We start from the raw sequence: 18,311 nt of genomic DNA on the forward strand, positions 1-18,311 counted from the left end.
AGGCAAGGATATGAAACGCATTACCCCACTTATTGCAGGCCTTGCCGTGCTGAGCGCGTCCACTGCGCTGGCAAGTGACCGCCCCGCAGAACTCGAAGCACTGGGTCCACCACCAATCCCAGCAGATAACCCCATGACCCCGGAAAAGATCGCGCTGGGCGAAAAGCTGTTCTTTGACCCGATCCTGTCGGGTAATTATTCGATGCCCTGTTCGGCATGCCACCTGCCAGACGCAGGTTGGGCCATTCAGGACAAAATCAGCTTTGGATATCCGGGCACCACACACTGGCGTAACAGCCAGACCATCGTCAACTCGGCCTATTATGGCAAACTGTTTTGGGCCGGAGCCTCCGGCTCGCTGGAACATCAGGCCCGCTCGGCTGCCCGTGGTGGCGTTGCTGGCAACGGCGAAGACGACATGATGGAGGCCCGCTTGGCCTTTGTGCCAGAATATCGCGAAGCCTTTGCCGAGGTGTTTGGTGATGATTGGCCCAACATCCGTCACGCCTATGATGCGATTGCCGCTTATCAGCGGACTATCGTGCAGACCGACACACCGTTCGACAACTATATGCGCGGTGACGATACGGCGCTGACCGAGCAGCAGTTGCGCGGTTTGGATGTCTTCACCGGTAAAGGAAATTGTGTCTCGTGTCACAGCGGTCCAATGCTGACCAACGAGGCCTATTATAACCTTGGCGTGCCGCCATTCGACGGTTGGGAAGACGATCCAATCGCGCAGATCACTTACCGCTTTGAGCTCTATGCCAAAGGCTCGACTGAAGACATGTACCGGACCACCAAGGATGATCCGGGTCTGTATTTCCGTACCAAGCAAAGCACCGACAAGGGTAAGTTCCGTGTGCCGTCGCTGCGTTACACGCAATACACCTATCCCTACATGCACAATGGGATGCTGGAGACGCTGCGCGATGTTGTGGAGTTCTACAACGATGGTGGTGGCGAGAACGAGTTTTCCAAAAACAAATCCGAACTGATCCAGCCCTTGGGCCTGTCAAACGGTGAAATGGACGACCTCGTAGCCTTCCTCGAGAGCCTGTCGGGCGAAGAACTTCTGCCGCCAGAGCCCGAAATCCCTGAGATGCAGCCGCTTCCTGCGGCCTCGAACTGAAAGGAGATCTGAGAATGACTGTACTCGATCCCAAAATCGCTGCCGCAATCAACGGTGAAAACGGTGAAGCTGCCAAGGCAGGCACCCGTAAATGTCTGATGAACCGGCGTCAGGTCCTGCTGTCCGGTGGCATTGCAACCTCTATGGTTATGGTTGGTATTCCTGGAGCCCCAGAGGCCCAGACCCCGGCGGTGATCTCGACTTACCCCCGCAAGTTCATCGCAAAGCTGAGCGAGTTGAAGACCGATGAACCTTTCGACTTTGAATACCCGGACGAAGGGCAATACGCAGAGTCCATCCTTGTCAAACTGGGCAAAGAAGCCGGAGGCGGTATCGGTTCGGACAAAGATGTCGTGGCCTTCAACTATACTTGCACCCACCAGGGTGGGCCCCTGCAGGGCACCTATAAAGCGGCCGACAAGGCGCTGGGGCCATGCCCACTTCACCTGACAACCTTTGATCTGACACGGCACGGGATCTTTATCTCCGGCCAAGCCTATCAATCGCTGCCGCAGGTGCTTTTGGAAGTGGATGGCGACGACATTTACGCCGTCGGCATGTTTGGCCTGATCTATGGCCGCTTTGACAATCTTCAGGCGTAAGGAGGTACACCAATGTCCACACCATATTATGTACCAGAAGAATCCATCCCACTGCCGCCGCCAGACGCCGAAGTCATTTCGACTGCGTGTGATTATTGCGTGGTTGCTTGTGGCTACAAAGTCTATCGCTGGCCCGTTCGTGGCGGCCACATGGGTGGCCCGCTGGCAGACCAGAACGCCTTTGGCGAGGATTTCCCGGTGGCCCCTCTGGGTCCTTGGGTCGCCCCGAACCAGCACAACATTGTGTTGCACAACGGCGAGCCGCACCACGTCGTGATTATCCCGGATAAAGACACCGAGTTCGTCAATTACAGCGGTAACTCGTCCATCCGTGGCGGTGCGCTGGCGAAAAAAGTCTATAATCCGCAGACCCCAACCCGTGACCGGTTAAAGTCACCAATGGTTCGGATGTTTGGCGTCCTGATGCCGGTAACCTGGGATTTTGCGCTGGATATCGCGGCTGCTGTTGGGTTGGATGTTCAAAAGAAACACGGTACCAATGCTTACGGCGTCAAAACCTTCTCGTATGGGTTCATGGAGAACACCTACGCGATCACCAAATATGCGCTGGGCAATATCCGGACCGCAAACTTCACCTTCCACGATACCCCGTCGGATGTGTCTTCGACCCCTGGTTTCCGGGATGCTGGGTTTGATAACTTTGGCCCCAGCTACGATGACTGGGCCGAGGCCGACACTCTGCTGATGTGTGGCACCGACCCCTACGAGTCGAAAACTATCCTGTATACCGACTACATCATGCCGGCCATTCAGAACGGTCAAAAGGCCATCTTTATGCTGCCACGCAGCACTGGTGGTGTTGCTTTTGCTGAAAAGCACGGCGGTATGTTGTTGGACATTCAGCCCGGTACCGATTTGCCGGTGGTTCTGGCGATTGCTCGTGTCATCGTCGAAAACGGCTGGCAGGATGACGAGTGGATCAAGAACTGGGTCAACAACAAATGGGAAAGCTCCTCGGGGTTTGGCCAGGGAACACGGAATACCCCGTGGCAGTGGCGCACAACTTGGGGCAAGTTCCAGACCAAGGGCTTTGACGACTGGAAAGAATGGCTGCTGGCACAGGACTATTCAGTGCCTGAAAAAGCTGCTGAGATTGCCCAGATCGACGTGCAGAAAATCTATACTGCCGCCGAATGGATGGCCAAACCCAAAGCTGATGGTTCCCGTCCAAAGACTTCGATCATGATCGAAAAGGGATTCTATTGGTCTAACAACACCGGCAACACCCAAGCGATTTCTGCGCTGGGCATTGCCTGTGGCTGTGGCGGTCGTCCGGGTCAGGTGATCGGCCGGGCAGGTGGTCACCAGCGTGGTGGTCTGCGTGGCGGTGGCTATCCCCGCAACAAGTCGCCCGAAAAATTGCCGGGTCGTCGCCGTCGCGCGATGGACACCGACCGGTATTTCATGTCGGGTCACACCCGGTTTGCCCATGTCATCGGCACCACCTGGGTGCAGGCGATGTGCGGAACCCAGTCGCTGCAAGCCAAGTTCGAAGAGCTGACAGTTCGTAATCCGCATCAGGTGACCAGCTTTGACAAGCAGGACATCATCGACACGCTGATCAAGCGCGCCGACAGTGGCGGCACCGTGGTGGTGAACCAGGATATCTATCTGGTTGATCCAATTGGTGCCCGGTATGCGGATATTGTCTTCCCGGCCTCTGGTTGGGGTGAAGAGGACTTTACCCGTGCCAATGGTGAACGCCGGATCCGTCTGTATCCCAAATTCTACGATGCACCGGGTGAGGCCAAGCCAGACTGGTGGATCATTGCGCAACTGTCGCAGAAAATGGGCTTTGAAGGTTTCGACTGGAAAAACTCCAATGACGTTCTGGAAGAAGGGGCCCGCCACAGCCGTGGATCGCGCAAAGACTTTAACATGGTCAAAGTTGCGGCTCATCGTGAAGGCAAAACTCTGCATCAGAAGCTGGGCGAATTTGGAACCAATGGTATTCAGGGGCCAGTGCTCATGCGGGCCGATGGCACTCTGGAAGGCACCAAACGTCTGCACGATGTGAACCGTGAGCTTCCGGCCGAGGGACCGGTGGGCAGCAATGTCTTCAACAAGAAGTTGACCCACTTCAACAGCCAGACCGGCAAGTGCAACATCCAGAAAGCTCCATGGGATCTATTCTCGTCTTATTGGGAATGGCTGAAACCGCGTGAAGGTGAAATCTGGATTTCTTCTGGCCGTATCAACGAGCGTTGGCAGTCTGGATATGATGACCGTCGGCGTCCGTACATTGTACAGCGTTGGCCTGAAAACTGGATCGAGATCCACCCAAAAGTGGCCGAAGCACGAGGCATTGAAAATGGCGACTATGTGCAGGTCTACTCAGACCGGATCCCAGTGCAGACTGATACCATCGTGGGGGTCGAAGGGGATGATTTCGATTTTGCCTCCCTGCTTAAGAATGGTCATATCGAGCTGACAAATGCCTCGATCACTGCGGTGGCGATTGTCACCCCTGCGGTTAAGGAAAACCTTGGCTATATGGACTTCCTGCACACCTCTCAGCCAGCCAACGCGCTGTCGGGGCGGGTCGTGGATTGGATCAGCGGCAACTACAACTTCAAGATGGGTGTCGGCAAAGTGCGTAAAATGGGTGAAAGCCCCTACAAGCACCAGTTCCGATCCATGTCTTTTGCCCGGCGCGACATCGCCTAAATAGCTGATCTCCGGCGACACCCCGTCGCCGGAGATCCCTAATTCCTGACGAAAGATATGAGGCACCCCATGCTGGCCGATCCGATCCGAACCACAGAAATCACGTCCGCAATCCTGCCTCATGTTCACAGCGAAAATGAGGTGATCCGATGTGCCGCAGTGCGGGCTTTGGGGCGCAATGGTCAAGATGACCCACGCAGCCGCGAAGTGCTTTTGGAACTGATCCGCGATGGGGATCCGGACATTCGCAGTGACGCTATCGAGGCGCTGGCCCCGTTGGCACAGGCCGAAGATGTCGACATGATCCTGGAGTCGCTGCAAGCTGATCCCGTGCGCGAGGTCAAGCTGGTTGCGATCCAGATTTTGGTGGCACTGAAGGACACCAAATGTGTCCCGCAATTGCGGGCGCTGGCGCTTAGTAAATGTGAAGACAGTGTGGTCTGGGAGGATGAGATCGCTGATTGGGACGACTGGATGGATATCCAGATCGCTGCGATCAACGCTCTGGGTTCATTGGGGGCAAGCGATAGCATTGATGATTTGCTGGCGGCGTTGAATGACGAAATGGGCCAGACGCTGGACATCCCGGTGTTCCGGGCATTGGCGCAGCTGGGGCAACAAGGTCTGGTCTGGCTGCTGGCCACGGTTGAGGCTGGCAAAGGTTTGGCGCGAAAACGTGCGGCGGACGCATTGGCTGATGTGGACCCGGATCTGTTGCGCCCCTATCTTGATCGATTGACCGGAGCCGACGATGTGGCACTGCGGTTGTTGGGCTTGTCGCTGTTAACTGCAGACGATCCAAAGGCCGAACAACTAACGCTGCAAGATGCTTCACAAGATTTGCGTCTTGCAGGGCTGGTCAAATTTTCCAAATCTCGCCCTGAATGGGTGATCGCTGCTCTGGCGGACCCGTCCGAGAAGGTACAGGCGACGGCGTTGGAACAGTTGGAATTGCCACTGCCCGACTACCTGCACGATATGCTGGTGGATAATATTCTGGCTTGGCTGCTGAATGGTGGTGCGATTTTGACCCCAGCGGCGGCAACCTTGCTCCCCAAAGTCGCTCCCCAGCGCGCGGCGGGCCCGTTAAATGCGCTGGCGAGTGATGCGGACCGTCCGATCGAAGCTCGATTGGCGGCTATTCGTGGTCTTGGCGGCATAGGTGGTCCAGCAATGTCCGAGATTTTGGGCGCATTGCTTGCAGATCGCAGTCAGCAGGTGCGGCTGGTGGCTCTGCACGAGATCAAAGCGCTGGCACAAGCCGGTGACCGCACCGCTCTGGACATTCTGCTGCACGCAATCGGTGGCACCCAATTGGATGAAGAGGACAAAGTGCAGGTTCTGAATCTCGGGGCGGCACCGGATGTTGGCATGCCTAAAGAGGACGCACCCTCAAACCTTCGTATCAGCGAAGAGGGTGAGATCCTGCAAGAGGATCCTTCTGAGAGTGATGTTCCTGCTACCGGATCAACTCTGGCCGCATTACAACTTGTTACCCCCGAGGCAGAGGCGCAGGCCGCAAAATCCAAGCCTAAGGGAAAGAAAAATAGAGTCGCAATTGAAGGACCAGATGCTGTTGGTGAAGACCTGAGCTGCGCTGCAATCGAGGCCGCGCGAACGTTGGGATCTGTGCGGGTTGCCGCGGCGGTGGCGACACAGATCACTGCATCATCAGATCGTATTCGCATAGCCTCGTGGCGGGCATTGGCCACGAGCTTCCCAAGTTGTTTCGAGGCGGCGCAGGCTGCTCCGATGGCATTGTGTGATGCTTCGCCCGAGGTGCGTCGCGAGGCCTTGAAGGTACTGATTTTGACCGATCAGTTGGATAGGTACTTGCTTCAGGCGCTGGACGATCAAGATGCTTTGGTGCGGGCGGATGCGGTGGCACAGCTCAGCGATGAACGCTTGCTCCCATTCATATCAGATACGGCGGTCTCCGTGCGCCACGCAGCCTTGTCCGCAGCCTTGGACAGTGGCGATAAAAAACTGTCGGCACAGGCCATTGCTCAGGTCTTTGCTGCTGGGCGCGTAGATACCCTTGCATGGGCAGTGAAACAGTCTGACGACATGCAGGCTGAAGCAGTGCGCCGGTTAAATACTGGCAAAGAGGGTCGTGCCAGTTTCATCATATTGGACGCTTTAGCGGCCAGCTGACATCAACCCGACAGCAAAGGAACATCAAAGCCAATGACCGTCATGCAACCCTTAGAGACCGCTGGATGCGGCTGTGATGCACTTGATTTACCGCAGGGTCTGACTTCTATCGCCGAAGCTCTTGACCTGATTTCGGACTGGGTTGCGCCTCTTCCAGATATGGATTGTGTTGCTCTGGATCAGGCGCAGGGGCGCATTCTTGCGCAGGCTGTTACGGCACAGACGCTGACACCCCCCTTCGACAATTCAGCGATGGATGGCTACGCAGTGAGATCGACTGATTTTAGCGGGCCAGCACCTTGGCGGCTTAAGGTTACAACCTGTGTCCGGGCTGGCAGTCCGATGGTGACGTCTGTGATACCGGGAGAGGCAGTTCAGCTGTTCACCGGTGCGCCACTGCCGCTGGGCGTAGATGCGGTGGTGATGCAGGAACATGTGACCCGCATTGGGGATCACATCACCCTCACCAACCGTCCTAAACCCAAGGCCAACATTCGGTATGCCGGTGAAGATATGGCGCCGGGCCAACAAATCATAACATCCGGTCAAAGGTTGGGCGCAGCTGAAATTGCGGTGTTGGCGGCTGCTGGGTGCAGTACCGTTGTGGTCCAGCGGCGACCACGGGTGGCGATCCTGACGACCGGAGACGAGGTGCGCGCACCGGGTACTGATCTGGACGTATCCGCAATCTGGGATGTAAACGCGCCGATGTTGACCGCCGCCATCCGTTCTTCTGGCGGGGAGGTTATGCAGGTTGTTCAAGCTGGGGATAGCTTATTTGCGCTGCGCGATACACTGGCCACGCTGGCACACCAGGTGGATATGATTGTCACGACCGGTGGCATCTCTGTTGGCGCTGCAGATTTCGTGAAGCCAGCAATTGAACAGCTGAGTGGCAAGATGGCGTTTTCCGGCGTAGCGGTCAAACCCGGTAAGCCCGTGTCTTTTGGCAAAATCGGGTCCGCCTATTGGTTGGGGTTGCCGGGCAATCCGGTCTCGGCATTTGTGACCTGGACGCTGTTTGGCAGCCGGTTGATGAACGGATTGAGCAAGCGCACGACAGGACAATCGAAACGACGCCATGTGGTAACCGCTGCTCCACTTAACCACCGAACCGGGCGTTGCGAGTTGCGATTAGCCACCCTATCTGGCTTTGACGGTTTGGGACGTGAAGTGGTGAGTTGTCCGGCGGATACCCAATCGGCCCGTGTGTCGCGCCTAACTGGGGCAGATGGGCTGGTTTTTATTCCTGCTGACACTGACACCATCCCAGAGGGCGGGTTGGTCGAATTTATGCCCTTCAAGTACTAAGGAAAACCTGATGATGAAGATCGCCTATACTATGGCCTCGGGGCGCGGTGACACTGATTTACTGCTGGCTGAGGTGGCGAAAGACCTGCAGGCGCAGGGGATCAAAACCTGTGGCACTGTGCAGATCAACACAGACCGCGCCGACAGCCACCGCTGCGACATGGATGTGCAGGTACTACCGGATGGTCCGATAATCCGCATTTCGCAGTCGCTGGGCAAAGAGGCGCGCGGGTGTCGTCTGGACCCAAGCGCACTGGAAACCGCCATCGCTATGGCAAGCACCGGGCTGGACAACGGCGCTGAGGTTCTGATCGTCAATAAATTTGGCAAACATGAAGCTGAAGGGCGCGGGTTTCGCGATTTGATTGCCGAGGCACTGGCCTTGGGTATTCCTGTGCTGGTGGGGACCAACGCGATGAACAGGGCAGCGTTCGAAGAGTTTACGGGCGGCGCTGCCGTGGCCTTACCACCTGTGGCCAGTCAGTTGCTGTCGTGGGTGTGGACGCCGGGTCTCAATGAAGTCGAATTGGCCAGCTAAGAGCTGATCAATCGAGGGTTACCACAAACCCACCCTGAAAGGCGCTAATGCCATTAGAACTGCGACTGTTCATGCGTTCAAGGTTAACGATGGTCGACAACATCAAACGGTCATGGCTCCAGTCACGGGGGCGCTGCATTAGCAGGGTTGTCGCCAGCACAGCACCGACCAGAAGCACTGAAAGCATCGCCCAGCTGTTGCTGTGTTCACCTTGAAACTGCTTTGCCGTCACCGCCAAAATGCGCTGCTCCAGAGTGGCGCTGCGGCGGGTTTCACGACGATCCACGAGTGCTACGGCTGGGCTTTGCCGTGTGAAAAAGACGCGATCTTGGGCGGCCATTGCACAGGCGCGGATCAGACATTCACAGTAAGCGCGGGCGTCAAAATGAGGCCGCGCCATCAGCGCTTGGTCACAGGCGTGTTCACGCAGGGTACGCACTTCACTGCGCCACAGGTAAAAGGCGGGGTTCCAAAACAGGATGGGCCGCAGGGTTTCCAGTAGAAACTCACATTCAATGTCGCGTTGGCGGAAATGTTGGAGTTCGTGGGCCACGGTCAGCCGCAAGTCGCGGCTGTCGTTCAATAGAGAGGAAGGCAAGACCACATACAGATTGAACACCCCGCGTGTGGAATAGGCCACCGAGGCGGTGTCACTGAAGCAAAGCTGAACCCGCCCGATCTGTTTCCATAAGAAAGCCCTACGCAGGCTGCGCTGCAGACGCCAAACGGAGGTAATGACATGCAAAGTACAAAGCCCGGCACCAAAGAAAAAGACCAGGGCCAGTGCTTGGCTCCAAGGGAGCTGCTGGGTGAGCAGGTTACGCACCAGATCTTCACGCAGGCCCAGGATGGCTTCAAAATGGCTGGCGCTCATGCTGACATGGCCCTGCAAATATTGCGATACCAACAGATCGGAAATATTTGGCGGATGCGGTACAACCCAAGTGGTGAAAGCCAATGCCAGCAAAGGGGAGGCGATTAGCAACACCGTCAGGCGATTGAGCAGTTTTAACTGAGGAAGAAACGCATTGCCCAGCCCTCTGCGCATCAGCAATCGCCGCAATCCAAGCCAGATCGCTGCACCGCCAAGCAGAAGTAAATTCAGGTCGATATAGGCGTTTAAAAGAGCCTCAGCTAGCATTGTCCCCCAACCTTTCATTCAAGAGCGCCCGCATCTCCACGAGCATATCGTCGGTCACCTCTTCATCGTCGACCAGACGCGCCACCAGCGCAGCAGGGGTGTCATTGAAGAGTTTGCTCGAAAGGTTTTTGAGTGTTGTTTTTTGATAGTCTGCCTTGGGGACCGCAGCTCGGTAGATCAGCGAGCGGTCAAGGCGTTCACTGGCCAGAAACCCTTTTTGCTCCATGATTTTGAGCACTGTCGCCACAGAGGTATAGGCGCGCTCCTGGACTTTGTTCAGTTCAGCCAAGATGTCACGCACAGTACCACCACCTGTTGCCCAGACCACGGTCATGAATTCGAGTTCAACCTCGGTCAGTAGCGAATTGTCCTGCTTTTTTCGCATTGGGTCTGGTGTCCGGTCCGTTTTTTTGTGGTTTCGCCATCTTAGGCAGGGGAGGGGTGTTTGAAAACTAAATTATTAGAGGATAGTTTGTTGAGCTGGATCAGAGGGCAGTTTTGCCCTCTGATCCAGCGTTGCGTACAGGTTGGGTTATACCTTGCGAAAGCAGAAGACCCCCCACCCAATGGACAGAACCAAGGGTCCCCACAATGGCATTCCGAACAGTCCCAGCCAGGCCAGGAATATATAGCTGGTGCCGAGCAGACTGATGAATAGCCGGTCGCCGCGGGTGGTGGTGAGCCCCAGCACACCTTTGCGTTCGTCGCCGCCGGGATTGCGGATTTCAAGAAGGATCAGCACGCCGATCGCAGAGAATATACCGATAAAGACCAGTGCTGTGGGCCAGGTCCAGGCCATCCATGAAAGCATTATACTCTCCCCATCGCGAAACCCTTCGCGATATAGTTACGGACAAAGTAGATCACGATCGCGCCCGGAATGATTGTCAGTGTACCCGCCGCCGCCAGCAGGCCCAGCTCATAGCCCGCACTTGACGCGGTCTTGGTCATAATGGCCGCGATGGGCTTGGCTGCGACTGCGGTCAACGTCTTGGCCAGTAGCAATTCCACCCAGGAGAACATGAAGCAGAAAAAGGCGGCAACGCCGACGCCGGCCTTGATCGAGGGGATGAAGATGGTGGCAAAGAAGCGTGGAAAGGAATAGCCGTCCACATAGGCCGTTTCGTCCAGCTCTTTTGGGACGCCGCCCATAAACCCTTCGAGGATCCAGACTGACAGTGGGATGTTGAACAGGCAGTGGGCCAGTGCAACCGCCAGATAGGTGTCGAACATTTCAAACGCCGAGTAGAGCTGGAAGAAGGGCAGGGCGAACACCGCCGCCGGCGCCATGCGGTTGGTCAGCAGCCAGAAGAACAGCTGCTTGTCGCCTAAGAAGCGGTAGCGGCTGAACGCATAGGCAGCTGGCAGCGCCACGGTGATCGAAATGACCGTGTTCAGGGTCACATAAGAGATCGAATTGATATAGCCCCAATACCAGGTCGGATCGGTGAAAATCACCTTGTAGTTTTCCAGCGTGAAAGTCTGTGGGAACAGAGAGAACCCACCCAGGATCTCGTTTGTGGTCTTAAAGCTCATCGCGACCAGCCAGTAGATCGGCAGCAGCAGGAACAAGATGTAAATGATTGGGACGATGGATCGTTTTTTCATCTCCACGGTCTCCTTTAGTTCAGGTCGTCTTTGGTCATCAGCGTGTAGAACAGCCAAGAAACCAAGAGAGTGATTGCAAAGTAGATCAGCGACATCGCCGCCGCCGGGCCGAGGTCAAACTGGCCAAGGGCGCGTTTGACCAAGTCGATGGACAGCAGCGTGGTCGAGTTGCCAGGGCCGCCACCGGTCAGCACAAAGGGCTCGGTGTAGATGTTGAAACTGTCCATGAACCGCAGCAGGATAGCGATGGTCAGCACCGGTTTCATCTTGGGCAGTTGGATGAACCGGAACACGGACCAGTTGGAGGCTCCGTCGATCTTGGCAGCCTGATAGTAGGCATCCGGGATCGAGACCAGACCGGCGTAGGCCAGCAGCACCACAAGCGAGGTCCAGTGCCAGACATCCATCGTAATGATGGTGATCCAGGCGGCAATCGGATCCTGTGTCATATCGTACTGAATACCCAGCACATTGTTCAGGAAATACCCCAGCAAGCCAATGTCGGGCAGGGTGAAGATGTTCCACATTGCCCCAACCACGTTCCATGGGATCAACATCGGCAGCGCCATCAGCACCAGACAGACCGGCACCCAGATGCCTTGCCGTGGCATCGCCAGGGCAATGGCAATACCCAGTGGAATTTCGATTATCAGGATCAAGCCAGTGAACATGAACTGACGCCCCAGCGCCTTATAGAACCGCTCTTCGGTCAGCAATTGCTGGAACCAGTCCAGCCCCTGCCACAGGAACACGTTGTTGCCAAAAGTTTCCTGCACCGAATAGTTGACCACCGTCATCATCGGGATCAGTGCGTTAAAGGCGACCAGCACCAACACCGGCAGCACAAAGAACCAGGCCTTCTGGTTTACGGTTTTCATGACTGTGCCTCTTGCGATTGGGTGGCAATCCAGCCGTCGACATACAGTCGGGTCTGGTTTTGTTGGAAACTGAGAAACACAGGCGAACCTTTTTCGGGGCCTGCACCGTCAATGATGGCGCTGATCTTGCTGCCGTTTGCGTCACATTCCACCACTGTATGGCGGCCAACGTCTGAAACCTTGCTGACCGTGGCGGCCAAGCCGCTGGCGGCGAGCGTCACAAATTCGGGGCGAATGCCGATTTCTGTGCGGCCGCTGGGCTCGCCGATAATGGCGCCTTCCAGAGCAACCAGTTGATCACCGAAATAGGCCTGCCCGTCTGACAATGTACAGGGCAGCACGTTCATACCGGGCGAGCCGATGAAATGACCAACAAAGGTATGTGCGGGGCGCTCGAACAGTTCAACCGGGGTGCCGATCTGAACAACTTCGCCGTCCTGCATCACCACCACCTGATCGGCAAAGGTCAGTGCCTCGGTCTGGTCGTGGGTGACGTAGATCATCGTCGCTTTGATGCGCTGATGCAGTTCTTTCAACTTGGATCGCAATTTCCACTTTAGATGTGGGTCGATCACTGTGAGCGGCTCATCGAACATCACAACGTTGACGTCTTCGCGGACCAAACCGCGCCCCATCGAGATTTTCTGCTTGTTGTCCGGACTTAGGCCTGCGGCCTTGGTGTCCAGCATGTCGGTGACTTCCAGCATCTCGGCAATTGCCATAACACGCTTGTTGACCGTTTCTTCGTCACGGCCACGGTTACGCAGCGGGAAGGCGAGGTTATCGTAAACCGTCATGGTGTCGTAGATTACCGGGAACTGGAACACCTGCGCGATGTTGCGTTTGTCCGGTGCGAGTTCTGTTACGTCCTTACCATCAAACAGGATTTGTCCTTCGGAGGGGACAAGCAAGCCGGAAATGATGTTGAGCAGGGTGGATTTGCCACAGCCAGAAGGCCCCAGCAGTGCATAGGCCCCGCCATCGTTCCAGTCGAGATCGATTTCCTTCAGCGCATAGTCCGACGGTTGTTTGGGGGTGGGGTAGTAGCTGTGACGCAGCTTGGAGAGTGTAATTTTAGCCATTATTGCGCCTCACGCCACGCGGGAGCCATCGGGGGCAAAGACATATGCCGCCGTGGGGTCCATAAAGAATTCATGCATTTCGCCCACCTGATAGGGGTGAACACCGGGGGCCAGCGACACCCAGCTGCCAGTGCCCATCTCAAAGTGGGCGCTGCTTTCGGAGCCAGACAATTCCGTCACCTGGACGCGACCAGACATGCGAACTTTGGCTTTGTCGTTTGCAATTGGCACAATGTGGTGCGGACGAATTGCAATGGTGTAATCACCATCCGACAGGCCTGCTGCCTCACCGGTCAGTTCCCAGCTTACCCCTGCGTTCAGGGTGGCTGTTGAACCTTGTTTGACAATAGCGGCCGTATTGATTGGCGGGTCCGAGAAGACGGCGGCGGCAGACACATTCGCCGGATTGCGGTAAATGTCGGCGGTGACGCCAAACTGGGTTACATGGCCATCTTCCATCAATGCGGTTTGACCGCCCAGCAATAGAGCCTCTTCCGGCTCTGATGTGGCATAGACTACCACGGCGCCACGGCCAGCAAACAGCTCGGGCAACTGATCGCGCAGCTCTTCGCGCAACTTGTAGTCAAGGTTGGCCAGCGGCTCGTCGAGGAAGACGGCCTTGCTTTCTTTGGCGATGGCACGGGCCAGCGCGGTGCGCTGCTGCTGGCCACCGGACAATTCATGTGGCATCCGCTGCAGCATTGGCCGCAACTGCAGAATATCGGCAGCCTCTTCGACGCGGCCCTGGATTTCAGACTTGGCCATGCCCGCAACCTTGAGCGGCGAGGCGATGTTTTCATACACAGTCATGTGCGGGTAGTTGATGAAAAACTGGTGCACCAAAGAGATGTTGCGTTTCTGAGTGTTGAGCTTGGATACGTTCTGACCATCCATCCAGATCTCACCGCTGGCCAATGGGTCAAGCCCTGCCATCAGTTTGATCAGAGAGGTCTTACCAGATCCAGTTGCGCCCAACAGGACATTGAAGTGACCGGGGTGCAGGATCAGGGAAGTTTCCTTGACGTGCAAATTGGCGCCGACGCGCTTGGTCACGGATTTTAATTCGAGAGCCATCTTGGTGGGGCTTTCCGGCAGGTGGCCTGTTGCGCGCGATGTTGCGCGTTCTTGGGATAATGTGCCCCAGAGACCGAGGGGATCTCTGGGGCAACAGGGCTGAACAATTGCTGGGTTCAGCCCATCAGGGAGGTCCTGTTACTTAGTGGCCCAACGCGCGACCAGATCGTCATAGTTGACTGTCTGACCAGCTGGTTTTTCGTTGTCCAACATTGGCTTGGCGCCACCATTGGCCATCCACCAGTCTGCGTCTTTTTCGTCATTCAGACGTGGACCACAACCACCGTAGACATTGGCAGCCTCATCGGCGCGCTGCATGCGGCCCATGGTGATGTCCATTTCTTCGGCCAGACGATCCATGGCTTCCTGTGGTGTGAACGCACCCGAGTTGACGTCACCAATCTGCTGCCACCAGATCTGGGCCAGCTTTGGATAGTCAGGAACGTTGATACCAGTCGGCGACCAGGCAACACGATCAGGCGAACGGTAGAATTCTACCAGACCACCCAGTTTACCAGCCCGCTCCGAGAAGCTCTCGTGGTTGATCGAGCTGTCGCGGATGAAGGTCAGGCCAACGTGGCTTTTCTTCACGTCCACAGTCTTGGACACGACGAACTGCGAGTAGAGCCATGCGGCCTTGGCACGATCCAGAGGCGTAGACTTGAGGATTGTCCAGGAACCAACGTCCTGATACCCAACCTTCTGGCCTTCTTCCCAGTATGGGCCGTGTGGGCTTGGGGCCATCCGCCATAGTGGCGTGCCTTCGGCGTCAACTGTGTTGTTGCCTTCGGACTGTGGCTTCACCATGTCGGCGGTGAATGCTGTGTACCAGAAGATCTGCTGAGCAACGTTGCCTTGCGACAGGGCTGGCAGGGACTGGTAGAAGTCAAAGGAGGCCGCACCTGGAGGCGCATAGGCCCGCAGCCATTCGTCCCATTTGCGGATCGCATAAACCGCAGCCGGACCGTTTGCAGCACCACCACGGGTGACACTTGCGCCCGATGGGTTACAGGAACCGGCTTCCATGCGGATGCCCCATTCGTCGATTGGCACACCGTTTGGCTCACCTTTTGAGCCAGCACCGGCCATTGAAAGCCAGGCATCGGTCATACGCCAGCCAAGGTCAGGCGCGCGCTTACCATAGTCCATGTGACCATAGATGGCTGTGCCGTCGATTTCCTTGACGTCCTTGGAGAAGAACTCAGCGATGTCCTCATAGGCTGACCAGTTGACGGGAACGCCCAGATCATAGCCGTACTTGGCTTTGAACGCTTCCTGCAGATCGGCGCGGTCGAACCAGTCCTTGCGGAACCAGTACAGGTTGGCGAACTGCTGATCGGGCAGCTGGTACAGATCCCCATCGGGGCCAGTGGTGAACTGGGTGCCCATAAAATCTTCGAGATCCAGACCGGGGTTGGTCACGTCAGCGCCTTCGCCTGCCATAAAGTCGGTCAGGTTGTAAGCCAGTTGCAGACGCGAGTGGGTGCCGATCAGATCCGAGTCATTGACGTAAGCGTCATAGAGGTTCCGTTGCGTTTGCATTTGGGTCTGAACCGCCTGCACAACTTCGCCTTCACCCAGAATCTGGTGGTTGACCTTGATGCCAGTGATTTCCTCAAAGGCTTTGGTCAAAACTTCGGATTCATAGCTGTGTGTCGGAATGCCTTCGGACAGCACGTTGATTTCCATGCCGGAAAAAGGCGCAGCGGCTTGGATGAACCATTGCATTTCCGCCAGCTGTTCGTCCTTGGTCAGAACCGAGGGCTGGAATTCCTCGTCAATCCATTTGTTGGCAGCGGCCTCATCGGCATGCCCTATTGATCCCGCAACTACAGCAGACGCTGCAACAGCGGAGAGAAGATACTTGCGCATCTTGTCACCTCCCTAAGGTATAATATGTCAGAAATGCTCTGCGGCACCTGACTGTTACATAGCTTTCATTTGATCTTCGTTTTTGTCAAACTAATTTTTTAGTAAGTTGTATTTCTTTGATTTTGTTTGAAAAATTTCGAAAGCAATTATTGGTACTTGGCTGGTATCTTACACGTGATTCACAGATTCTGTGATGACGAAGCAAGTCCTGCCCTCCTAAAAAGAGGTCGCTGCCCCTCTGGTTTCCCTCTATGCAGGGCCCATGATGACAGACACTGAATTCGATATTTTCCTCGTGGCAGCGCCCGGAACCGAAACAGCCCTGCGGGACGAAGCCCGCGAAAAGGGGTTCAAATCGCCGCAAATCCTGCCCGGAGGTGTGACTGTTAAAGGCACATGGGGTGAGGTTTGGCGTGCTAATCTGCACCTGCGCGGGGCGGCTCGCGTACTGGCGCGCATCGGTGAAATCCGCGCCTTTCACCTGGCCCAACTGGACAAACGTGCCCGCAAATTCCCCTGGGGGGATGTGCTGCGCCCGGATGTGCCGGTTAAGGTCGAAGTGACAACCAACAAAAAGTCCAAGATTTATCATGCAGGGGCCGCCATCCAGCGGTTTGAAAAGGCCATCACCGAAGAGTTGGGCGCGCCGATTTCCAACGAGGCTGAGGTCCGTATCAAGGTCCGTATCGACGACAATCTCTGCATCATCAGTATTGATACCTCGGGTGAGGCCCTGCACAAGCGCGGCCACAAGCCCGCTGTTGGCAAGGCACCCATGCGGGAAAATCTGGCGGCGATGTTCCTGCGCCAATGCGATTATGATGGCAAAGAACCGGTGGTTGACCCAATGTGTGGATCCGGCACCTTTGTGATCGAAGCGGCGGAAATTGCCATGGGGCTGATCCCCGGCCGCAGCCGCAGTTTTGCCTTTGAACAACTGGCCAATTTTGATGAAGCAGCGTGGCAACAGATGCGCAGTGCAGGGCAGGGGGCTGAGACGGAACTCCGGTTCTACGGTTCAGACCGCAACGCAGGCGTGATCGACAGCACCATAACCAACGCCGAGCGCGCTGGCGTCGATGGCTGTACAGTCTTCACCCATCAAGCCGTCAGTGATCTGATGCCACCCGAAGGTCAGCCGGGTCTGGTCATCGTGAACCCACCTTATGGGGCCCGGATTGGCAATAAGAAACTGCTCTATGCCCTGTACGGCGCTTTGGGCAAAACGCTCAGCACCCGGTTTTCTGGCTGGCGTGTTGGTATCATCACCAGCGAGCCGGGCTTGGCCAAGGCCACCGGCCTGCCGTTCCTGCCAACGGGCGCTGCTGTTGCTCACGGTGGCATAAAAATCCGCCTGTTTCAGACTGCACCATTACCCTGAAGGGCGCACACTCCCTGAGGGTGCTTTCCTTGGCTGCTCATGTTTGCTGAGGATACTCATAATGCAACCGGTCTGGACGGGTTTGCGCGACCAAATGGGTGTTGCGCAGGTAGCGCACGCTCAGTTCACCTGAAATGTGTTTTTGCCGGTTAGTTTTCCCCAATCGCGCGATACCTGCCGGGCTGACATTCCGGCACTTAGAACAGGGCCTCCATTGGAAAGGGGCGCTATCGAGATGCATCTACGCACGGGGGATGAAAACCCCGGCCAATTCTGCTTTGGCGACGTCGCCGCTCGTAACTGCAATCGGCAACATAAAGCGTAACAAGATGAAATTCACCGACGGGAAATAGGTCTCGGCGGACCATCCGCCTGCGCCATTTTCCGTGACACGCTCTGGCCTATTGGGAACACAAAAAGGGACGGCCCGCGTTGGGCCGTCCCTGACGATTTGACTGTGTGAGAGGGCACCTCCCCCAATGCCCCCTCACCAGACGATTGTTTACGTGTAGGCAAACGGATCGTCGTCTGGATCGTCCGGATCATTGGATGCCGGATCGTTGTCTTCAGGATCTTGGTTCATCAGCGCCATGATGTCCTTGGCATTGGGCGATTTCCACCCGTCACCTCCAGATCCACTACCGGATCCACCAGACCCTGATCCACCAGACCCGCTGGCATAGACAACATCATCGCCACCCTCAGCATCATCGGGTTCGCCCGTAAAGGCTGGTAACGCAGGGGTTGTTTTCCACTGCATCTCGCCACCGGTCCCCGAGCCAGAGCCCTTGCTGCCGCCCGAACCGGAGCCCTTGCTGCCGCCCGAACCGGAGCCCTTGCTGCCGCCCGA

General features: G+C 56.3%; 15 protein-coding genes and 1 pseudogene. 7 read left to right on the plus strand and 9 right to left on the minus strand.

Annotated elements, in window-relative coordinates; translation table 11 throughout:
* Positions 1–10: 10 nt before the first annotated feature.
* Genes GO984_RS21575 through GO984_RS21600 form a run of 6 tightly spaced genes read left to right on the plus strand, consistent with a single transcriptional unit; the run spans position 11 to position 8,425 of the window.
* A complete protein-coding gene (locus GO984_RS21575) occupies positions 11–1,132 on the plus strand; it encodes a cytochrome-c peroxidase (protein ID WP_157024626.1) in 1,122 nt (373 codons plus the stop codon).
* A gap of 14 nt (positions 1,133–1,146) precedes the next feature.
* Positions 1,147–1,734 (plus strand): arsenate reductase (azurin) small subunit, encoded by a 588-nt coding sequence (locus GO984_RS21580; RefSeq protein WP_138162570.1) that lies wholly within the window; start codon positions 1,147–1,149, stop codon positions 1,732–1,734.
* Positions 1,735–1,746: 12 nt separating this feature from the next.
* Positions 1,747–4,422, plus strand: coding sequence for an arsenate reductase (azurin) large subunit (locus GO984_RS21585; RefSeq protein ID WP_157024627.1), 2,676 nt, complete (start codon positions 1,747–1,749; stop codon positions 4,420–4,422).
* A 57-nt stretch (positions 4,423–4,479) separates the two neighbouring features.
* Positions 4,480–6,576: a HEAT repeat domain-containing protein gene (locus GO984_RS21590; RefSeq protein WP_157024628.1), complete on the plus strand. Its 2,097-nt coding sequence runs from the start codon at positions 4,480–4,482 to the stop codon at positions 6,574–6,576.
* A gap of 33 nt (positions 6,577–6,609) precedes the next feature.
* Positions 6,610–7,887: a molybdopterin molybdotransferase MoeA gene (locus GO984_RS21595; protein ID WP_157024629.1), complete on the plus strand. Its 1,278-nt coding sequence runs from the start codon at positions 6,610–6,612 to the stop codon at positions 7,885–7,887.
* A 13-nt stretch (positions 7,888–7,900) separates the two neighbouring features.
* Positions 7,901–8,425: a DUF2478 domain-containing protein gene (locus GO984_RS21600; RefSeq protein WP_157024638.1), complete on the plus strand. Its 525-nt coding sequence runs from the start codon at positions 7,901–7,903 to the stop codon at positions 8,423–8,425.
* 7 nt (positions 8,426–8,432) lie between these two features.
* On the opposite strand, the gene GO984_RS21605 is transcribed toward GO984_RS21600, so the two are convergent.
* From GO984_RS21605 to GO984_RS21640, 8 genes are all read right to left on the minus strand, one after another.
* The gene (locus GO984_RS21605; RefSeq protein WP_157024630.1) at positions 8,433–9,566 is read right to left on the minus strand and encodes a M56 family metallopeptidase; all 1,134 of its coding nucleotides are present in this window, start codon (positions 9,564–9,566) and stop codon (positions 8,433–8,435) included.
* Positions 9,556–9,951: a BlaI/MecI/CopY family transcriptional regulator gene (locus GO984_RS21610; RefSeq protein WP_138162566.1), complete on the minus strand. Its 396-nt coding sequence runs from the start codon at positions 9,949–9,951 to the stop codon at positions 9,556–9,558. The genes GO984_RS21605 and GO984_RS21610 overlap by 11 nt, the downstream gene beginning before the upstream one ends.
* Positions 9,952–10,098: 147 nt before the next feature.
* A complete protein-coding gene (locus GO984_RS21615; RefSeq protein WP_157024631.1) occupies positions 10,099–10,377 on the minus strand; it encodes a DUF2160 domain-containing protein in 279 nt (92 codons plus the stop codon).
* Entirely contained in the window at positions 10,377–11,174 is a 798-nt protein-coding gene (locus tag GO984_RS21620) for a carbohydrate ABC transporter permease (protein ID WP_138162564.1), read from the minus strand. The genes GO984_RS21615 and GO984_RS21620 overlap by 1 nt, the downstream gene beginning before the upstream one ends.
* A 14-nt stretch (positions 11,175–11,188) precedes the next feature.
* The gene (locus GO984_RS21625; RefSeq protein ID WP_157024632.1) at positions 11,189–12,052 is read right to left on the minus strand and encodes a carbohydrate ABC transporter permease; all 864 of its coding nucleotides are present in this window, start codon (positions 12,050–12,052) and stop codon (positions 11,189–11,191) included.
* Entirely contained in the window at positions 12,049–13,134 is a 1,086-nt protein-coding gene (locus GO984_RS21630; protein ID WP_157024633.1) for an ABC transporter ATP-binding protein, read from the minus strand. The genes GO984_RS21625 and GO984_RS21630 overlap by 4 nt, the downstream gene beginning before the upstream one ends.
* A 9-nt stretch (positions 13,135–13,143) precedes the next feature.
* Positions 13,144–14,208, minus strand: a complete 1,065-nt coding sequence (locus GO984_RS21635; RefSeq protein ID WP_157024634.1) for an ABC transporter ATP-binding protein — start codon at positions 14,206–14,208, stop codon at positions 13,144–13,146.
* 138 nt (positions 14,209–14,346) lie between these two features.
* Complete coding sequence (locus tag GO984_RS21640; RefSeq protein WP_157024635.1) at positions 14,347–16,080, minus strand: ABC transporter substrate-binding protein; 1,734 nt, start codon at positions 16,078–16,080, stop codon at positions 14,347–14,349.
* 262 nt (positions 16,081–16,342) lie between these two features.
* Between GO984_RS21640 and GO984_RS21645 the strand changes: the two genes are divergently transcribed.
* Positions 16,343–17,461: a THUMP domain-containing class I SAM-dependent RNA methyltransferase gene (locus tag GO984_RS21645; protein ID WP_157024636.1), complete on the plus strand. Its 1,119-nt coding sequence runs from the start codon at positions 16,343–16,345 to the stop codon at positions 17,459–17,461.
* Between the two features lie 502 nt (positions 17,462–17,963).
* Here the strand turns inward: GO984_RS21645 and GO984_RS23430 are convergent.
* Positions 17,964–18,311, minus strand: a pseudogene (locus GO984_RS23430) (hypothetical protein); the annotation flags it as partial.

Origin of the sequence: Parasedimentitalea huanghaiensis (assembly GCF_009753675.1) — a bacterium.
GTDB classification, from domain to species: Bacteria; Pseudomonadota; Alphaproteobacteria; order Rhodobacterales; family Rhodobacteraceae; genus Parasedimentitalea; species Parasedimentitalea huanghaiensis.

Excerpts from the sequence above, each read along its gene's own strand:
- GO984_RS21575 (WP_157024626.1), top strand. The coding sequence starts at position 11 with ATGAAACGCATTACCCCACTTATTGCAGGCCTTGCCGTGCTGAGCGCG.
- GO984_RS21580 (WP_138162570.1), top strand. The coding sequence starts at position 1,147 with ATGACTGTACTCGATCCCAAAATCGCTGCCGCAATCAACGGTGAAAAC.
- GO984_RS21585 (WP_157024627.1), top strand. The coding sequence starts at position 1,747 with ATGTCCACACCATATTATGTACCAGAAGAATCCATCCCACTGCCGCCG.
- GO984_RS21590 (WP_157024628.1), top strand. The coding sequence starts at position 4,480 with ATGAGGCACCCCATGCTGGCCGATCCGATCCGAACCACAGAAATCACG.
- GO984_RS21595 (WP_157024629.1), top strand. The coding sequence starts at position 6,610 with ATGACCGTCATGCAACCCTTAGAGACCGCTGGATGCGGCTGTGATGCA.
- GO984_RS21600 (WP_157024638.1), top strand. The coding sequence starts at position 7,901 with ATGAAGATCGCCTATACTATGGCCTCGGGGCGCGGTGACACTGATTTA.
- GO984_RS21605 (WP_157024630.1), bottom strand. The coding sequence starts at position 9,566 with ATGCTAGCTGAGGCTCTTTTAAACGCCTATATCGACCTGAATTTACTT.
- GO984_RS21610 (WP_138162566.1), bottom strand. The coding sequence starts at position 9,951 with ATGCGAAAAAAGCAGGACAATTCGCTACTGACCGAGGTTGAACTCGAA.
- GO984_RS21615 (WP_157024631.1), bottom strand. The coding sequence starts at position 10,377 with ATGCTTTCATGGATGGCCTGGACCTGGCCCACAGCACTGGTCTTTATC.
- GO984_RS21620 (WP_138162564.1), bottom strand. The coding sequence starts at position 11,174 with ATGAAAAAACGATCCATCGTCCCAATCATTTACATCTTGTTCCTGCTG.
- GO984_RS21625 (WP_157024632.1), bottom strand. The coding sequence starts at position 12,052 with ATGAAAACCGTAAACCAGAAGGCCTGGTTCTTTGTGCTGCCGGTGTTG.
- GO984_RS21630 (WP_157024633.1), bottom strand. The coding sequence starts at position 13,134 with ATGGCTAAAATTACACTCTCCAAGCTGCGTCACAGCTACTACCCCACC.
- GO984_RS21635 (WP_157024634.1), bottom strand. The coding sequence starts at position 14,208 with ATGGCTCTCGAATTAAAATCCGTGACCAAGCGCGTCGGCGCCAATTTG.
- GO984_RS21640 (WP_157024635.1), bottom strand. The coding sequence starts at position 16,080 with ATGCGCAAGTATCTTCTCTCCGCTGTTGCAGCGTCTGCTGTAGTTGCG.
- GO984_RS21645 (WP_157024636.1), top strand. The coding sequence starts at position 16,343 with ATGATGACAGACACTGAATTCGATATTTTCCTCGTGGCAGCGCCCGGA.